The following is an 18,780-nucleotide window of genomic DNA, read 5'->3' as shown; positions in this document are numbered from 1 at the left end:
CCACTTGCTCCCGTACATTATCAGTACTATTAAAAGCTTCCCGCAAAGCGTGTGTAGCAGCAAGTATCCTCCGAAGTTCTTTTCTAAGGAAGCCTTAGCTTAAACTTCTCCCCACCGTATTTTCTCTCACTGTTTCTGAGCAATGTCAACCCCCGATCGACCTTTTGCCAGTTATCACCTTTGGTCTCTAGTTGCCCCAGCAACCGGGCAAGAACGCTGGCATTGCCAGATGAGACGGGGGTTTATCAAGGCACGGCAACACGAACCACAAGTCAAGGCGCTGTTAGCGCAAGCCACCGCACCCCAGCGGATTGGGATACTCGCCCAAAAAGGCGTTTATGAGTTTCATCATCACAGGCATCTGTTGAAGCAAGCAGATGGTGTAGAAAGAGTTGCACAGCTACTTAAATTAGCCAACTCAAGCGATCAAGTCCAGCAACGCGTGCTGCAAATTTTGAAAAAATATCATGATGCTCCGTTGCTTTTGGATAAAGATATTATCCAATTAACTCCGGGTGATGAAGGCTTTCCTAAACCGATAGTAGTTGAACAAGAGGATTATTGTTTCCGCTTATATGCGGCTATGGACTGCGTTTTCATTGAGTCTGATAGCACTTTACATATTTTGGATTTCAAAACTGGTAAGTCGGCTTTTGACCAACGACAGGCATTAGTTTATTTATTAGCAGCTCGTTATCTTTACCCTGGGCGAGAAGCTGTGGCATCATTTTATAATTTAGAAATATGTAAAAAGTCTGAGCTAATTAGCATTAATAATAGTGAATTAGAATCCTTAAAATTTGAGTTGGCGAACATTGCTCACAAGCACCAACACGATTTACAAAAATATCAGGAACAAAGTAGCAATTTCAGTAAAATTTTCCCTCCTAATCCTGGATCTCACTGCCGCTTTTGTCCATTTAACTCAATCTGTGAATTTGCCGATTTTAAGCAACATCAATCGTATCCACTGCCCAGTTTAAGAAGTTTAAGAGTTAATAGCTAATTATAGCGCTTCTCGTTTGGATGCAATACATTTTAACCTCTCTCCAAAGCTCTCTCCTCTTAGGAGAGAGGCTTTGAACTTTACTCCCCTTCCCTTGTAGGGAAGGGGCTGGGGGTTAGGTCTGTATTTCACACAACTGAGAACTGCTATAGTTTATTTATTTACCTTGGTTAAATTTTCAAAAAAATCTACTAAATACTCGTATTTTTACTGGACTAATTCTCTTCTCCTATCAGACAACCTAGATGTCAGATACACCGATTTTTATCTTTGGTTGTAAGGAGTTAAGATTAGTGCGATTAACCGCAAATAAATCTGTATTTAGATTAGTAGGAATTTCGGCGTTTATTTTATTTCTAATATTTAAGGGGATTTTACCTCAACCTGTTTATGCATTGCTGTTGTCTTCAGACGCTTGTGCTGTTCAACCTAAATGTGCCGCTACTGGCTTGGAATTAGCTTCTGTTGCAAAGGCTGCAATTAGCACAACTAAAGCTCAAAATGAGCAGGTTCCAAATAAAGCTGATGAGAGATATTGTTCTTTTTTCCCACTTAATTTGGTTTGTGGCCCACAAGGTCAATCTTCAGTTCTTTATAATTACAAATTTCACCAAACAGTACATTATAGGAAGCCTGGTTTTCCCGATAAATTTGTAACTCATCATTATCGAAGTTGGCGACCTGTAGCAGGGGCAATTAGAAGTTTAGCTCAACCTCCAAGTATTGAATTCGGTGGTGGTTATCCTCCATCTGGTGATTATGTAACCTGGATTCGTTTAAATGATGGAGATGGTAATAATCAAGATCGTGGAGTCATTTATGAATACTCAACTGGTGACACTATGACATGGGATGATTATGCAAATTATTCTAACAACAATGTTGAGGGAGAATGGATTAGCGATGTGGTTCGTGCTGATACAATGCCAGATAATTCATTCCCTCGTGATAGGAAAGATTGACTTCAATAAACGCGTGATACGGCTGTTCAATTACTAAATATTCATCAAATTAGAGGTTGCTGGCATGAATGAGCTTTCTACGCTTCTCCAAAAGATTAAAGAAAATCCAGTCATGTATATAGATAAGCCATCAATTACTTGTCTTGATTTCTTTGTAGGTGGGTATTTAGGTCAAATAAGTGACTTAGGATTAACTCCTGAAGGCTACCCAATGGAAGGATTTCAAGAATGGATACAAGAAAGAAAAAAAACTAATGTGGCTCAATCTTGGGCTGGAATACTTATATTTTACTGTGGTAGTGAAAGAAGTGCTTTCTATAGTTTTTTTGAACTATTTGAAAAGTTTATAAAACAGAAAAATGATTCAAAAACTCAAGAAAGTGAAGACGTTTTAAGGCTTCGTCAGAATTTGATATTTCCTCGGTTTGATATTTATGACGAGATTTTAAAGGGCATAAAGAAAAGACCAGGTATGTTCTTAGGTAGAAGTTCAATTACTAGACTTGATATGCTTTTGCGAGGATATAGTCTAGCTCGAAGAGAAGTTGGCGTACCTCCAACTGAGCCAGAAAGCGAATTTGAAGGTTTTCAATCATGGATTGAAGAAAAATATGGCATTAACTCAGGTCAGTCATGGTCTAAAATAATTCTTTTCTATTCTGTAGACGAGCATGAGGCACTACATAAATTTTTTGAATTGTTTGAGGAATACTTGAAATTGAATTGAAGTAATCAGCATGAATAATCTCTTTAGACTTCTCCAAAACATTAAAGAAAATCCAGTTATCTACATAGACAAGCCATCAATTACTTGTCTTGATTCATTCTTAACTGGCTATATAGATGGTCTAATCACACTAGGATTTACTGACCTAGCCTCTTGTGGAATGGAAGGGTTTCAAGAGTGGATACAAGAAAGAGCAAAAACTAATGTGAGTCGGTCTTGGGCTGAGATAATTCTCTTTGGCTCTGGAAGTGAACGAACTGCTTTTAATAGGTTTTTTGAAGAATTTGAGCAGTTCTTAAAGCAGAAAAATAATTCAAAAGTTCAAGAAAGTGAAGATATTTTAAGGCTTAGTGAGGATATGAGTTTCCCTAAGTTTGATATTTACAATGAGATTCTAAATAATATAAAGAAAAGACCAGGAATGTATTTAGGAGCTAATTCACCAATTACTATACTAGATATGCTTTTGCGAGGATATAGTTTTGCTCGAAAAGAAGTTGGCGTACTCCCAACAGAGCCAGAAAGGGAATTTGAAGGTTTTCAATCATGGATTGAAGAAAAATATGGAATTAACTCAGGTCAGTCATGGTCTAAAATAATTCTTTTCTATTCTGTAGATGAGCCTGAGGCACTACAGAAATTTTTTGAATTATTTGAAGAATACTTGAATAGGAATAAGAGTTTAGAAATAGACGAAAATTGTGGTTAAGCAGAGAGTATTAAGGTGCGTTAGCCTACGGCATAACACACCCTACTCGCTTTCTCAGCGCCTTTCCAGGATGCTCAATACCCGAATTCAAAAATCTGGTAACTCTTTAAGAATTGTGAACCGGATATGATTAATCGCCAAATCACCGATGGGGATATCTTCTTTGGTTAGTCGCGCACCTTGACTTGTCACGGTTTCAAAGGTGATGCCTTTGCCAATTTCAATGTGATACCAACATAAGCCCATAAAAAAGCGCGTTGGATAAGGGCCACCTTCACCCACATCATCAGGATTTGATTCCATTGGCAACCAGCCAAAATTCGGGACATAGAATTCTAGCCAAACATGATTAAAGTCTGGTTGTAGCGGTACTCCTAGTAAGTCACTATGAGGAGGACATTTGTATCTGCCTACGGTGCGGCAGGGGATGCCATTTAAACGGGCTAGGGCAAGTAAGACGCCGACATATTCACCACAGGAACCAACGCCCCGTTCTAAAACGATATCTGGCGTGTCAATGTAAGGTTTAATACCGTAAGATAATTGATCGTAAACGTAGTTGCGGATGCTATACATTTTCCGCAGCACATTGGTTTCAGAACCAATCGCTTCTCTAGCAGCACGGCGAACTATGGTAGTATCCATTGCTAAATCGTCGTCATCCACTAGGTAACGTGTTTGCAATTCTGGAGACAGTTCGGGAACGTTTTCCACATCTCTGGGTGTGATGCGATACTTAATGCCCCGAACTTCCAAAAGTGCTTTCCAGCCAAATATATGCCGTTCTCCTGGGGTAAGAGAATCAAATTTAAATACTGCTACACGTTGCCCCTCTATCACTTCTTCGGTAAAGGGTATACCAATGGCTTCAACGTGTTTCACCTTTTGACGCTCAGTTTCCGATGGTAGGGCGATACGCCATTCCACATCAGGTAAATAAACCTCGTCTAAGGGTGCAATTTCCTCAGCATAAGACATTTCAATGAGATAGCCATTAGAGAGGGCGTAACACTTATCTGGCTGGTAATGATAATACAGGGGATGAATAAAAGTGCGATCGCGGAAGGTTAGCTCATGACTCGGATCAGCATTGGGATTATCCCGAATATAAGGCTCCTCTGAGGCGTAGGCAACGTAAATACTTTCTTGTCCTGTTTCGTCATTTTTATGGATTGCAATACCTGTGGGACATTCAAATGGTGTTAGGACACTAAATTGAAGTTCTCCCGTTGCTCTATCCATCGCGTAAACTGATTGTTCAGTGCGATCGCAAATCCATAGCATTTCCTGGGTTACAGCCAAATTCTCTATCCCAACTCCAGGAGCATAAAATCTGGTAATCTCTTTTCGCGTTTCGCGGTCAAAAACCAGAATGTAGCCCAGCCTTTGGCAACTTACATAAACTGCTGTTTCCCAAACAGCAACGCCATCAGCGGGATAAGGCAATGTTACAAAATGTTCTAGACCCAAAGCATTGAGCTTGCACAAGTAAACACTATTTTCTCGGCTCACCCACAGGGTATCTTCCCATGCAGCTAGACCAGTGACATCAGTAAATTCTTTAACTTGATGGGGATTGAGAATTTTGCTGTTGTCAGAGGTCGGATCAATCTCCAGTAGATGGCCTTTAATACTGTCAATGGCAAGTAGCCTATCTTTGATGAAAGTAATGCCACACAGGGTAGCAGCAGTAAGCGGTCGAATTGTCTTTTGCCCAAACATCTGGCTTGCGGTCGTGGGGAGTGCAAAACTTATATTAAGCATATTTCTTGAATGGTTTAGCACGCCTGGGCAATTCAAAATTCAAAATTCGTCTTGAAAAGTTTGCTAAATCGGGTAACCCTACTGGCACGCCAATTCGCTTGAGCGGGGAAATACACAAGCGAATGGCTCAACTTTCGACAAAATTAAAAATGAAGAAATGCAATCGGGCCATGCATCCTAACTATTGATTACGGGATGTAAATGAAAGCAATGGCAGCCTGAAATTAATTGTGGCATATCCTCTGTAACAAAGCTTCAAAGCTCTATTACTCATAATTATCAGTAAAATGTGTTCCGATAAACTCTTTCGTGAGAAATAATACTATCTTAAAAAAAGAATAAATTTACAAATGTTAAAAATTACATATACACTCATACAACTGGGCGATCGCCTTAATGTAACTTTAGAAGATGGAATTCCTGCCATCACTAAATTATGATCGAATTTTGTAACTATTTCCTGTGACTTACACGATGTCTGCTAATTCTCTGCCTGAAGGTGCCGCCGTTTGGCATAGTTTAGAAGTTGATAAAGCGTTAGACCTGCTCGATAGTAACGCAGACAGTGGCTTAACACCCCAAGAAATTCAACAGAGATTACAAAAATACGGCCCCAACGAACTCGAAGAAACTGCTGGCCGTAGCACTTGGGAAATTCTGCTGGATCAGTTCAAGAACATTATGTTGTTGATGCTGATTGGCGTAGCTCTGATTTCGGGGATTTTAGACTTGATAGCTTTGCAATCGGGCAGTTTGAAGCCCGGTGAAGTGCCATTTAAAGATACGATCGCTATTTTGGCAATTGTCATCCTCAATGGCATACTCGGCTACGTCCAAGAAAGCCGTGCCGAAAAAGCCTTGGCAGCCCTGAAAAAAATGACTTCTCCCTTGGTGCGAGTCATCCGCGCCGCTAAACTGGTGGAAATAGCAGCCAAGGAACTAGTCCCAGGGGATGTCATGCTGCTAGAAGCTGGGATGCAGATAGCCGCAGATGGACGCTTGATCGAACAGTCGAATTTACAAGTGCGTGAGTCGGCATTGACGGGTGAAGCCCAATCTGTGAATAAACAGGCAACCCTAAAATTGCCAGAAGAAACAGATTTAGGCGATCGCATCAATTTAGTATTTCAAGGAACCGAAGTCATCCAAGGACGGGCGAAGGTTCTAGTAACTAACACTGGCATGACAACAGAATTAGGCAAAATTGCCACGATGTTGCAGTCTGTGGAAAGTGAACCTACACCTTTACAGCAGCGGATGACTCAACTGGGCAATGTCCTAGTTACGGGTTCTTTGATTCTGGTGGCGATCGTTGTCGTCGGCGGTGTGATCCAAGCAAGAGGTTTTAGCAACATCCAAGAACTCTTGGAAGTTTCCTTGAGTATGGCGGTTGCTGTGGTGCCAGAAGGTCTACCAGCTGTAATTACCGTCACCTTGGCACTGGGAACCCAGCGAATGGTGCGCCAGAATGCCTTGATTCGCAAACTGCCAGCAGTAGAAACACTGGGTTCTGTAACCACTATCTGTTCTGATAAAACCGGCACGCTGACTCAAAATAAAATGGTGGTACAATCCGTTTCCACCAATAACAAAACTTTTCGCGTCACCGGCGAAGGTTATGCTCCCACAGGGGACTTTCAGTTAGATGGTCAAACAATTTCCCTGGAGGAGTCTCCAGAAATCACAGCGTTGTCAGTCGCCTGTGCTGTTTGTAATGATTCGGTCTTACAAAAAGAACAAGGTGAATGGGCAATTTTGGGAGATCCTACAGAAGGGGCGTTAGTCACTCTGGCGGGGAAAGCCGGAATCGAAAAAGACCAGTGGAACAATAAGTTACCTCGTGTAGTGGAGTTCCCCTTCTCTTCAGAACGGAAGCGGATGAGCGTGGTTTCTCAGGTGGAGGGAGTCGCCACAGGTGACGCGTCTTCGAGAGGCGTTGACCCAGCGATCGCTAATTTTCTCCAATCTGAACCTTACTTAATGTTTACCAAAGGTTCTCCAGAGTTAACTTTGGCACGTTCGGCTCAAATTCATTTGGGTAATCATTCAGCCCCCTTAACCGAAGAACAACGCCAGAAAATTTTGGCAGAAAATGACCAAATGGCCAGTAAAGGTTTACGGGTGCTAGGTTTTGCCTACAAACCCCTCGCGGACATCCCACCGGAAGGTTCAGACGAAACATCTGAGCAAGACTTAGTGTGGCTGGGATTGGTGGGAATGCTAGATGCGCCACGCCCAGAAGTGAGGGCAGCTGTCCAAGAGTGCCGAGAAGCAGGTATTCGCCCAGTGATGATTACTGGCGACCACCAATTAACAGCACGAGCGATCGCTACTGATTTGGGAATTGCCCAAGAAGGCGATCGCCTGCTCACTGGTCAAGAGTTGCAGCGGATGACTGACCAAGAATTAGAGCAAAACGTTGACCTGGTAAGCATCTATGCCAGGGTTTCTCCAGAACACAAACTGCGAATTGTCCAAGCACTGCAACGCCGAGGCAGATTTGTAGCGATGACAGGCGATGGTGTTAACGATGCCCCAGCCCTCAAACAAGCTGATATCGGTATTGCGATGGGCATTACTGGCACTGATGTCAGTAAAGAAGCCAGTGACATGGTGTTACTTGATGACAACTTCGCCACCATTGTCACCGCCACCAAAGAAGGCAGAGTTGTTTACACCAACATCCGCCGCTTTATTAAATACATCCTGGGCAGTAACATTGGTGAAGTTCTGACAATTGCAGCTGCACCTCTAATTGGTTTGGGAGGCGTTCCCCTTACCCCCTTACAAATTCTGTGGATGAACTTGGTGACAGACGGTTTACCAGCTTTGGCATTAGCTGTGGAACCTCCAGAACCGGATGTAATGCAACGTCCGCCTTTTAGTCCCCGCGAAAGTATTTTTGCCAGGGGATTAGGTTCTTATATGATTCGCATTGGGATAATTTTTGCCATTATCACCATTGCCTTAATGTGGTGGGCTTATCAACATACCCATGCTGCCGGGTATCAGGGCAATCCTGATGCTTGGAAAACAATGGTATTTACCACCTTGTGTATTGCCCAAATGGGTCATGCGATCGCCATTCGCTCTAACAACCGACTGACTATCGAGATGAATCCCTTCTCCAATATCTTTGTATTAGCGGCTGTTGTCGTCACCACGATTTTGCAGTTGATGCTAGTTTACGTCCCACCCCTGCGAGATTTCTTTGGTACTCACTACCTGACTCTAGAGGAATTGGGAGTTTGTATTGGCTTCAGTGCCTTAATGTTTGTGTGGATTGAAGCAGAGAAGATATTTTTGCGAATTATGGGCAAGAAGGCTGTGTAAATTGGGCATAGGGCATGGAGAAGAGAGGGGAGACAAGGGAGAGACTTGTTCAATAATTCCCCTCATCCCCCAGTCCCCATTACCCAGTACCCAGTCCCCAGTCCCCAATCCCTACCATGTACCTCAAAACTCTAAACCTCCGACAATTTCGCAATTATCAAGACCAGCAGGTTGAGTTTACTGCTGCCAAAACAATTTTGGTAGGTAATAATGCTCAGGGAAAGTCGAATTTGTTGGAGGCTGTAGAGTTGTTGGCGACATTGCGATCGCACCGAATGACCCGCGATCGCGATTTGGTTCAAGAAGGAGAAGCCATAGCCCAAATTAATGCCACCCTTGAGCGACAAACAGGCGTTAGTGACCTTACTTTAACTCTCCGGCGCAATGGTCGCCGTAGCGTTGCTATCAATGGCGAGTCTATCCGCCGTCAAATGGATTTTCTCGGCGTTCTCAATGCAGTCCAATTTTCCAGCTTAGATTTAGACCTAGTACGCAGCGGCCCGGAAGGTCGCCGCAACTGGTTAGATACACTCTTAATTCAACTCGAACCAGTTTATGCTCACATTTTGCAGCAGTATAACCATGTGTTACGCCAGCGCAATGCCTTTTTAAAACGCCATGTAGAAACCTTGGATGCAACATCTCTACACTCAGAATTAGCGGTGTGGGATGCACAGTTAGCGACCACAGGAACCAGGGTAATTAGAAGACGCGATCGCGCCATCCAAAGATTAGCTCCTATTGCAAGTGCTTGGCACGCCAGTATTAGCGGCAGTACAGAAGTTCTGCAAATTAATTACGTGCCAAATATTCCTTTAGAGGATAACCGTCTAGAGGAAGTGCAACAAGCTTTTTTAGCAAAAATTCAGCAGCGAGCGATCGCTGAAATGCACCAAGGCACTACCCTTGTTGGCCCCCATCGCGACGAAATAGAATTAACTATTAATCAGACACCTGCTCGTCAATACGGTTCTCAAGGTCAACAACGAACGCTAGTTCTAGCCTTAAAATTAGCCGAATTACAATTAATTGAAGAAGTCGTCAAAGAGCCACCGTTGCTATTGCTTGATGATGTTCTTGCCGAACTCGATTTATCTCGTCAAAATCAATTGCTTGATGCCATTCAAGATCGTTTTCAAACCCTAATTACTACCACTCACTTGGGTTCTTTTGATTCACAATGGTTGAAGTCCTCACAAATTCTTTTTGTGAAAGCAGGAGAAATAATCCCACAGTAATGTATAAATTATTCTAACCTTTTAAAAACGTTGAGAACTACAAAAGTCAGCAGAGAAGCGATTAATCCTAACTGCCATAAACCGCAGCCAGCAGCAATTCCCAATGCAGCCGAAACCCAAATCGCCGCTGCTGATGTAAGTCCGTGAATTTCAAGTCGCTGTGATTCTTGGGAAGATTGGCGGACAATTTCTCCAGCACCGAGAAATCCTATACCAGTTGCAATCCCCTGAATCACCCGGCTAACTGCATCCTTTTCAATCACCCGACTAACTTCATCAGGATTGGTTTGTAGTCCTCCTGTTTGCATAATTGTCAAAATAAAAATGGCTGAACCAAAACTCACCAGCATGTGAGTTCTTAAACCGGCTGGTTTGCGTCTAATTTCGCGGTCTAAGCCGATTATTGCTCCAACAAGCAATGCAATGCATAGCCGGAAGCTTATATTCAGCCAATCATCAGTTGCAAGGTAGTAAGTGTTTGACAATGCGTAGTCTGGTATAGAGTATTCTATATACTAGGTTAACTGGTAATATTTTTATTAATGGAGTTTAATCCAATGGGTTTAGTACGATAGCCTATCTCGTACTTGGATTCTATCGACTTAGTAATGCTTTTTAAGCCACTAAATTAATATCTTCCATTATTAGGATTATTTTTCAGTAATATATTCTTTCTGTCAATAAATTGAGGTTTGCATTGCGAAATTATGGCAGTGATCATAATGTAGGCAAACTATATGAATCTTAAGTTTATTAAATAGTTTTTGGGCTATTTTAAATAACTCATGCTATAAAATTTTACCTTAAATTGCTAGATTTAACCCATACACCTAATAATTAAATATGATACGGCCATGTAGAATCTCATAAAAGCTGACTTTTCACGTTATGTGGAGAAGTCCACGAAAAACCTAACTCCCTAACCCCCTTCCCGATGCGGGAAGGGGAAATTCAAAGTCTCTCTCCTTTTAGGAGAGAGATTTAGAGAGAGGTTTTCCAGATGCCGTGAAAAGTCAGCATAAAAGAACTAAACCCCTACTTTTAGGGAAAGGAGGCAAAATGAAGGCAAAAATTTGATTTTCAAAGGAGTTGAATTACAGTAATACATCGTGTAACGAGCAATTAGCCACTAACAAGGTCGGTAAATTCAACGTAAATGCTGGAAACTATTCCTATTGAGGAGTGCTGATTCAGTAGTCAGTGGATTGACGGCTGATAATGTACCAGGAGGGAATAGCTATGGCTACAAATAGACAACTGACAACTAACAAATTGAGTGGATAAACTCTACTGGCTAGACCAAATTAAACTACAAGACCGCGCCAAGGTAGGTGACAAAGCGTTTTACTTGAGCAAAATTATCCAGCGTGGCTATCCGGTAGTGCCTGGTTTTGTGGTTTCAGCGGAAAATTTACGACAATTTCTTGAAAATCTCAATAGTTCAGAGTCATTAGTGGCTGACTTACCCCATTCTTCATTACACCTGGATGTCACTAATTGGCGTCAACTTCAGCAGGTGGCTAGTCGCTTGCGCCAAGAAATTCTCACTGCGACTGTGCCACAGGAGTGGGTGAGTACAATTTTCCAAGCAGCTAGAGAATGGCAAACTGGCTGTTTGATTCTTCGACCGACTTTAGCAGTATCAACTGCTAACCCAGGCATGAAAAATATATCTGGGTTGCTGGAGTCGGTATTTTGCGAGTGCGAACCCGAAGCGATCGCTTTTGCCCTAAAGCGCACCTGGAGCCAGATATTTCGAGCGAGAAGTTTATTATATTGGCAGCATTCAGGAATTAATCTGCAACAAATTAATCTCGCCGTTTTGGTGCAACCTGTTGAGAATGCGATCGCCAGTGGCTCGCTCACAGCCAACCCTTCTGGGTGGGAAATTGAGGCTACTTGGGGATTAGGAATTGCGATCGCTCTTGGTGAAGTCCAACCAGATATCTACTATATTCAACAAGAAACTGGGGTTGTGCTTGAGCAACAACTGGGCAATAAAATGCTGGCTTATGGTGTTGATGATGCAACGCCTAGAGCTTTTTCGCAACCCGTGCCGAACTCAGTGCTAACAACAGAACACACTTGTCTGAGTACCTATCTACTTCAGGAAGTGCAACAAAAACAGTACTCTTTACAAGAACAATACTTACAACAAATAATTGCTCTAGGAACTCAACTGGTGAGTGAACTGGGTAAAACCTTCACCATTAAATGGACTATTGCTGGGCACAATACATCTGGCAAACTCTACATCACACAAGTTAGTCCTCCTCAATCTGTAATTCCCCACTTACACTTCATTCGGGGACTAGGAGCAGCCGGAGGACGTGTTGTGGCAACTGCCCTGGTAATTATTAATCCGCAACAGAAACCCGAACAATTACCCAAGGGAGTGATTTTAGTAGTACCAACAATTACACCTGATTGGTTGCCATTACTGCAACAAGTTGCTGGTATTATCACAGAACAAGGGGGATTAACCAGCCATGCGGCAATTCTGGCGAGAGAATTAGGTATCACAGCAGTAGTAAACGCCACATCTGCGACCACTTTAATTCAAAATGGCGAACGACTGCTGCTTGATGGCGACAGAGGAGAAGTTTATCGGATCAAAGGAGATTCAAAGGAGGAGATGGAGAAAGGAAGAGAAGAAAATCTTCTTTCCCCTCATCACCCCAAGCCAAAAGCCCCCCATCCTGCTGTTACGTTTCATCGACCTATGATTGCTACCCAACTGCTGGTTAATTTAAGTCAGTCCACTTTAGTAGAACAAGTGCAAAGCTTGCCTGTGGATGGGGTCGGATTGTTGCGCTCAGAATTGATGGTACTAAATATATTGAACGGGCAACATCCTAATAGTTGGATTTTAAGCGGGCGTCAGGCAGAATTATTAGAGCTATGGTCTGAGCAGATTATGCAGTTTGCCCGTGCCTTTGCACCAAGACCAGTTTTTTATCGTTCTTTAGATTGGCGATCGCAGGATTTACCATCATTGAGTGATAATTTAGAATCCTCTCCCCAGTCGATGTTAGGTGAACGCGGGACTTTTAGCTATTTACGAAATCCCGCAGTATTTGAGTTGGAACTGCAAGCTTTGGCGAGTGTACAGCAAGCTGGCTACAGCAATGTCAACTTACTATTGCCCTTTGTGCGGACTGTCGAAGAATTTGTCTTTTGTCGTCGTAAAGTTGAGCAAGCTCTTTTAACCGAGGTGGCGCAATTTCAATTGTGGATGATGGCAGAAGTGCCAAGCGTCCTATTTTTATTGCCAGAATATGTCAAAGCAGGTGCAGCCGGAATTTCTATTGGTACAAATGACCTGACTCAATTATTGCTCGGAGTGGATCGAGAACAAGGACAGCTAGCAAAAGTATTTAACGAACGTCATCCAGCAGTGATGAGTGCGATCGCTCAATTGATCCAAATGGCTAAAAATGCCGGCATACCTTGTTCAATCTGCGGTCAAGCACCAGCCCTCTATCCAGAAATCATCGATAAGTTAGTGGAATGGGGTATTACTTCCATTTCCGTGGAACCGGAAGCAGTGGAGCGAACATATCAAGCGATCGCTCGTGCCGAACAACGTCTAATTTTAGCAGCCGCACGACGAAAACTGCATTAGTTAAGAGTGATTCAATTTTAGATTTTAGATTGAAGGAAAAATCTAAAATTAGCAGAGTTATATAAAAATTTAAAATGTTTTTAATTATAACACCAATTAAAAAAAGAATCCAACAAATAAACCATTTGTAGAGACGCGATTCATCGCGTCTTTCTGATATATGAAGTTGGTAATTTTCTGCTAAATTTTTGAGTTCATCAATCATCAACAGATAATAAAATGTGAGATTTTGATGAAAAACCGTAAGAATTCAGCACCCAGAAGTCAGAATTTCAAAGGAATGCAGCATGGTTAGTACATTTATGTATCAAATTTTCTCCTAATTATTTAATTATTCTGACTCCTGAATTCTTACGAAAAACCTTCACTCATCCAGCATTTGGGGTGTTAGTATCGGCTGATTGTGTCTTAATAGGATATGCATTTTTTGGTTGCCTGACTAAACCCAAAGTCACTCGTTTCATAATCCAGTACAGCCCGACCAATATCACAAAACTGATCGCAATAATCACTAATGGCTGTTTACCAAGAAGTTCTTCAACACCTTTGGTTAGTATGGCATCGGGTTGAGTAATCAAATCCCAACTGTTGAAACGCAAAAATCTTCCCCAATAGACGCCAATCGCACAGAGAAAATGAGTAATCAACTCAACGCGCCAAATCCACTGGCTTTTACCGATGCGATGTAAGTAGTGACCCCAATTAATTAACGATATTACATAAGCTTCAAATCCACCGAGAATTACTAGCAAATATACAGGAATGAGGACTAAAGTAATCATCCAAACCGATTGAATCGTGCGGATATCATCTATCAAATGAATTACATCGGTCAACAAATATGGTGCATTTGGTAAGAAAGCATAGAAAACTAAGAATCCTAGCCACCAAAGCCAAGTGCCACCGCGTCTCATGCGAAATAGCCACACACTCAAAGCCAAAGGTATAAAAGCCAGAAATAAATTCCAAGTCATCCATCTCATATTAATTTGCAAGACCTGCACAACTCTGGCTATCAATTCTTCTTTCATAGGTGCTTACTCGGAAGATATTTGATTGATGTATATTCACTCTTGTGATTGATTAATAAATTTTTTTCAGTCCCCCAAGAAAATTAATTTTCTCCAACATCAGACAATATTGTTGTGTCAGTTAAAAGTAAATACACACTGAATTATGTCCAAAGTTTAGAGTTTTTGTATGTTTCATGCTGGGAGATAAAATTTGTCAATCAATCGGCTTAAGTCACTAGTATAGCCAGAAAATCATCAGGGTAAAATCTACCACCGAAAGGAAGTCTGAGCAGCAAAAACGCCGCGAATACCTTCTGGTGGACTCTTTTAATTGCAATGTTGCTCCTGTCCTGGCTATTATATTGATTTCATTTTGCCTTGCTAGAGTTCCAGAAGTACCCAAAGTTTTTGTCTAAGTCAGCTTTTGCTTAGGGGCGGGCGAGACGCCACTGGTGTCAACTTAAGCCAAAAATAGCGTACTGATTGGGTGTTGTTCACCCGCCAGGGATTGTAAATCCCTGACTAATTGCTCAAGTCTACTGAAGTAGACTGAAAATTTTTGCGCTATAAAGTCCTCTTCAGAGGACTTTAGCTATGAGACAGGGATTTACAATCCCTGGCGGACGTGCGGTTTTGCGTTAAGTTGACACCAATGGCTTTTCGACCCACCCGGTTGGATATTTTTATGTGAAAGTCCTTAACTAACGCCATGTGCGACTTTATCTCAAACCTAACCCCCAACCCCTTCCCTACTAGCGTTGGGGAGCAAAAATCAAAGCCTCTCTCCTTTTAGGAGAGAGGTTTGGAGAGAGGTCAGAATATTAACTTGCACATCGCGTTTAACTAACGCAGTAGCACTCGACTACGGGGGCCGATCGCTTGTTTGGGTGAAGTGGATATTGCACAACTCTTGGCAGAATCCTGTGAACAAGCAGCTTGAGCTAGGGTTGCAGGGTTGACTTCCAGGGAATTACCACTACTGAATTCTATATTAGGTGTAGTAGAGAGTGATGGAGAATTAGATCCAGATGTGTAGGTTGTAGGTGTCGAGGAAGCGCCACCATCAACTATTGGTGTAACAGTGAATGTGTTACCACCACTAACCACAGGTGTAGGTGCGATCGCACTACCACCACTAACCACAGGCGCAGGAGCGATCGCACTATCACTATTAACTACAGGCGTAGGAGTGGGTGTGCTACCACCATCAATTACTAGTGGGGGAATGGGTATACTACCACCGCTAATTACTGGCAGGGGAGTGGGTGTGTTACCACCACTAACTACGGGCGGGGGAGTGGGTGTGCTACCACCGTCAACTACGGGCGCGGGAGTTATGAGAGTTGCAGTTGCAGGTACTTTGATTATTATTCTCGCTAGGGGTGAGTTAGTCATTTCCAAAGATGTCACCTTTGGGGAACCTGGGAGATCGGACTTGAAATCAAAGACTGTGGGGGTTGCACTACCATTGCGATCGCTATATCGCACTCCATATCCACTCACTTCAAAAGTGCCCTGATACTGATTTCCAGTCTTGGGATCGGTGACAATTCCAGTGTATAAGGCTTTTGTGAGATTAAATTCATCCTGAACTACTCCTTGAAATGTAGTTCCTGCCAATCTTCCCTGGTATTTATAGGGTGTCAATTCACCCTCAGAGAGAATCGGCGAAGTCAGAACGCCGTTGAATGAGACAATCGGAATGCCTTTAAAGTCAACAAAATAATGCAGACTTCCATCATTACGTGTTCTTACTTGTACATAATCTGACTTGTATACAGGAACGTAATTAGGATTATTATTAGTTCCTAAGTTCCGCGAGTAAGTTCCTGTGTTGTCTGTATCAATACGAGTAGTGCTTTGATTGAAATTGGGATTAATGCTCGGAAGTTGAATAGTGCCTGATAATGTCCCAGTGCTTTGGATTGTAATTTGAGCAAAAGCACTTGTTCCACCTAGACCGATGAAAACTGCGGCTAAACTGCTGCTGCTAACAACTGCACAACCCAATTTAGTGAATGAATCTAATTTCATGAAAAATTTGCTCCTTTAATCACCTATGAAAAAAATACGCATAGGTTTAAGCACGATTTTTCCTTGCTATCACTGGATAATGAAAGCATATAATACTGAATCAACCAGTATCTAAACAGCGTATTTGATTACATTTACATCAGTACAAAATTAAAACCGGAAAGTAGCTCTTAATGTCCCAACGACTAATGCATCGTTAGCAGAATTGTGATCGGGATTGAAAATGACGAATAAGCCAGGAGTCAGGGCGATATTGTCGCTCAGTTGGGCGCGGTAAAAAACTTCTACGTGAACTGATGTGTCACTACGTCCGCCTGCTGTCCCCCCATCAGAAAAGTTGGGAAAATTTAAGCCTTCGGGTAAAGTACTAGAAGTAATTTTGGGCGGTTGTCCGACGAGAACTCCCCCTAAATTCCCAGAACGCAGCAAGTTGGGAAAAGCCGCGAACACCATCCAGTTGGTAGTTTCCACACTTCCAGAAAGGTTAACTGGTTTGGAGGAAGTAAAGCCACCCCAACCGCCCAACTGCAAGTTAGGGTTAATTCGCCAAGCAACGGTAGCACCAATTGCGTGGGTATCGAAAGCTGTAGGATCTGCAAAAGGCGAAATTAGTTGAGAATCGCCGATACCACTTCCTAGTAAGCCATCTGGGGAGTGGGAATAAAGATAATGTACGCCGACATCGATGTTATTAGTAGGTGCTAAACTTAACTGAGCGCCAGCAGTAAATCTGCCGCCAAATAGTCCACCTTGGTTGATGTTGCCAGGAAAACTGGGGATTTCTGAACTATAAACGCCTTGTAAACTGATGCGATCGCTAATTTGCCAATCAAAGCCGATACCACCAGTGCCGTTACCAATACTTAAAATCGGGTTCCGCTGACCAAATAGAGAAATTGCACCGTCGCTAGAACCTTCTAAAGGGCTAATACCGCGAAAGGTGTTGATGGGGTTGACTCCCGCCGTACCTACGACGATTCCCAAGTTATCCGAGGCCAGAAATCGATAAGATAAGTCACTAACAACTAGATTGTTGTCTGTATTTGACTCGAAACCTAAGCGTCCCATATTGGTGGATAGCAAAGATGCAGTAGAACCTAAATTCCCCGCAGATAGACCTGTTAACAGCAAATCTCGCCCTGTAAACGACGTTGCTAAGGTTAGTTGGGCGCTACTTGTGAAAGTTAGATTGGTTTTTCCCTGGCGTTCAGGGACTCCATCTCTCGGAAACAAATCTACATCGGGGCTATTGGTTCCCTGAACACTAAAAATGGCTTGACCAAATAATCTGGTAGTTGTGGAAAATTGATTACTTTGTAATTCACTAGTCCGGTTTTCTACAGTTTCGATACGCTGCTGTAATTGTTGTAACTCTGCTTTAAATTCGTCTTGCAACCTTTGCAGCAAGATTAAATCTTCATTATTAACAGTAGTATTAACTTGATTGTTAGCGATAGCTTCGTTAATCTTTTCCAAACAAGCATTTAAACCAGCCGCAAATTCATAACGGCTAATGGTACGATTCCCCAGATAAGTACCATCAGTATATCCCGCAATGCAGCCATAGCGTTCTACCAAAGACTGCAAAGCATCAAAAGCCCAATCAGATGGTTGCACATCTTCAAGTTGCGACACTGAGGTGACTTGAGACATTGGGTTGTCTGAGTCTGGGGGATGGGGAGATAGAGAGAATTCTTCTATGTTCTTCTGGTTCTGTGCAATTTCTGTTACAGGTTGAGTATTTTTTAATTCAGGTAAGTTAGAAGAACTGATAAATTGAATTTTCTCTCTGCTTTTTTTAAGTATATTTTCGTACTTATTATTTATAGCTGATGAAGTGGTTATATCTGGCTGCACAAATTCAGGCGGTGTAATTTCAGCAGGTGAGACAACTTGAGGTAAATTTTCCTCTGTTGACTCCTGCACTGGATTGTCTGAAGTAATTACAGGCTGTTCTGGTAAATTGAGGGCAGAGATTGGCGCTGTTACTAGCACACTCGCCATCAGTAGACTAATATCACTCATGGTATTTCATTTGACTTGCACCACTATTTCTTTTGACGGAGAAACTTGGTGTATATCAGGAAGATTTACAAAAAAAGGAGTGATAAAAATTACCAAAAATTAGCGAGGAGTTTCAGGTTTCATAAGGCAGTCCCGATGAAAAAATTTCACAGCCAAGTATGAAAGAGGGATTAAGCCCGAATTTCTCACTCATAGGGTGAAGAGTGTGGGGGGTGTGGGAAGGGTGGGGACTGAGATTGTAAGTTATACATTTACATTTTTCAGAAATTGAAGAAGAATTCTGACTCCTGACTCCTGAATTCTGTTTGATAAATATTTCTTTGGGTAGTAGAGTTATCGGCTGA

At 42.3% G+C, this 18,780-nt stretch carries 12 protein-coding genes; 7 read left to right on the top strand and 5 right to left on the bottom strand.

Annotated elements, in window-relative coordinates:
* Positions 1-142 precede the first annotated feature (142 nt).
* The 4 genes from ACWATR_RS24090 to ACWATR_RS24075 all read left to right on the top strand — a co-directional run bounded on the left by ACWATR_RS24090 (position 143) and on the right by ACWATR_RS24075 (position 3,404).
* Entirely contained in the window at positions 143-1,006 is an 864-nt protein-coding gene (locus ACWATR_RS24090) for a PD-(D/E)XK nuclease family protein (protein WP_460338049.1), read from the top strand.
* A gap of 245 nt (positions 1,007-1,251) precedes the next feature.
* A complete protein-coding gene (locus tag ACWATR_RS24085) occupies positions 1,252-1,968 on the top strand; it encodes a hypothetical protein (protein ID WP_460338047.1) in 717 nt (238 codons plus the stop codon).
* Positions 1,969-2,032: 64 nt separating this feature from the next.
* Entirely contained in the window at positions 2,033-2,695 is a 663-nt protein-coding gene (locus ACWATR_RS24080) for a hypothetical protein (RefSeq protein ID WP_460338045.1), read from the top strand.
* 10 nt (positions 2,696-2,705) lie between these two features.
* Positions 2,706-3,404, top strand: coding sequence for a hypothetical protein (locus ACWATR_RS24075; protein WP_460338043.1), 699 nt, complete (start codon positions 2,706-2,708; stop codon positions 3,402-3,404).
* Positions 3,405-3,491: 87 nt separating this feature from the next.
* On the opposite strand, the gene ACWATR_RS24070 is transcribed toward ACWATR_RS24075, so the two are convergent.
* Complete coding sequence (locus ACWATR_RS24070) at positions 3,492-5,168, bottom strand: transglutaminase domain-containing protein (RefSeq protein WP_460338041.1); 1,677 nt, start codon at positions 5,166-5,168, stop codon at positions 3,492-3,494.
* Positions 5,169-5,642: 474 nt separating this feature from the next.
* Here ACWATR_RS24070 and ACWATR_RS24065 point away from each other — a divergent pair, with 474 nt between their 5' ends.
* Together ACWATR_RS24065 and recF are read left to right on the top strand one after the other, a co-directional pair.
* Entirely contained in the window at positions 5,643-8,501 is a 2,859-nt protein-coding gene (locus tag ACWATR_RS24065; RefSeq protein ID WP_460338039.1) for a cation-translocating P-type ATPase, read from the top strand.
* Between the two features lie 116 nt (positions 8,502-8,617).
* Entirely contained in the window at positions 8,618-9,739 is a 1,122-nt protein-coding gene (gene recF / locus ACWATR_RS24060) for a DNA replication/repair protein RecF (RefSeq protein ID WP_460338037.1), read from the top strand.
* A gap of 8 nt (positions 9,740-9,747) precedes the next feature.
* On the opposite strand, the gene ACWATR_RS24055 is transcribed toward recF, so the two are convergent.
* Complete coding sequence (locus ACWATR_RS24055; RefSeq protein ID WP_460338035.1) at positions 9,748-10,224, bottom strand: MgtC/SapB family protein; 477 nt, start codon at positions 10,222-10,224, stop codon at positions 9,748-9,750.
* A gap of 791 nt (positions 10,225-11,015) precedes the next feature.
* Between ACWATR_RS24055 and ACWATR_RS24050 the strand changes: the two genes are divergently transcribed.
* On the top strand, positions 11,016-13,364 hold the full coding sequence (locus tag ACWATR_RS24050) for a putative PEP-binding protein (protein WP_460338032.1): 2,349 nt from the start codon (positions 11,016-11,018) through the stop codon (positions 13,362-13,364).
* Between the two features lie 368 nt (positions 13,365-13,732).
* Here ACWATR_RS24050 and ACWATR_RS24045 read toward each other — a convergent pair whose 3' ends face one another.
* The 3 genes from ACWATR_RS24045 to ACWATR_RS24035 all read right to left on the bottom strand — a co-directional run bounded on the left by ACWATR_RS24045 (position 13,733) and on the right by ACWATR_RS24035 (position 18,436).
* Positions 13,733-14,395, bottom strand: coding sequence for a DUF1361 domain-containing protein (locus ACWATR_RS24045; protein WP_460338029.1), 663 nt, complete (start codon positions 14,393-14,395; stop codon positions 13,733-13,735).
* A gap of 825 nt (positions 14,396-15,220) precedes the next feature.
* Positions 15,221-16,411, bottom strand: a complete 1,191-nt coding sequence (locus ACWATR_RS24040; protein ID WP_460338026.1) for a hypothetical protein — start codon at positions 16,409-16,411, stop codon at positions 15,221-15,223.
* A gap of 150 nt (positions 16,412-16,561) precedes the next feature.
* Positions 16,562-18,436: an iron uptake porin gene (locus ACWATR_RS24035; protein ID WP_460338023.1), complete on the bottom strand. Its 1,875-nt coding sequence runs from the start codon at positions 18,434-18,436 to the stop codon at positions 16,562-16,564.
* Positions 18,437-18,780: the final 344 nt, after the last annotated feature.

The sequence above is a fragment of the Nostoc sp. UIC 10890 genome, assembly GCF_054786515.1.
The sequence above is the reverse complement of the archived record's forward strand: the minus strand, read 5'-3'. Positions and strand labels throughout refer to the sequence as shown.

Coding starts and splice junctions, on each gene's coding strand:
- ACWATR_RS24065 (WP_460338039.1), top strand. CDS start 5,643: ATGTCTGCTAATTCTCTGCCTGAAGGTGCCGCCGTTTGGCATAGTTTA.
- ACWATR_RS24080 (WP_460338045.1), top strand. CDS start 2,033: ATGAATGAGCTTTCTACGCTTCTCCAAAAGATTAAAGAAAATCCAGTC.
- ACWATR_RS24035 (WP_460338023.1), bottom strand. CDS start 18,436: ATGAGTGATATTAGTCTACTGATGGCGAGTGTGCTAGTAACAGCGCCA.
- recF (WP_460338037.1), top strand. CDS start 8,618: ATGTACCTCAAAACTCTAAACCTCCGACAATTTCGCAATTATCAAGAC.
- ACWATR_RS24075 (WP_460338043.1), top strand. CDS start 2,706: ATGAATAATCTCTTTAGACTTCTCCAAAACATTAAAGAAAATCCAGTT.
- ACWATR_RS24070 (WP_460338041.1), bottom strand. CDS start 5,168: ATGCTTAATATAAGTTTTGCACTCCCCACGACCGCAAGCCAGATGTTT.
- ACWATR_RS24040 (WP_460338026.1), bottom strand. CDS start 16,411: ATGAAATTAGATTCATTCACTAAATTGGGTTGTGCAGTTGTTAGCAGC.
- ACWATR_RS24085 (WP_460338047.1), top strand. CDS start 1,252: ATGTCAGATACACCGATTTTTATCTTTGGTTGTAAGGAGTTAAGATTA.
- ACWATR_RS24090 (WP_460338049.1), top strand. CDS start 143: ATGTCAACCCCCGATCGACCTTTTGCCAGTTATCACCTTTGGTCTCTA.
- ACWATR_RS24045 (WP_460338029.1), bottom strand. CDS start 14,395: ATGAAAGAAGAATTGATAGCCAGAGTTGTGCAGGTCTTGCAAATTAAT.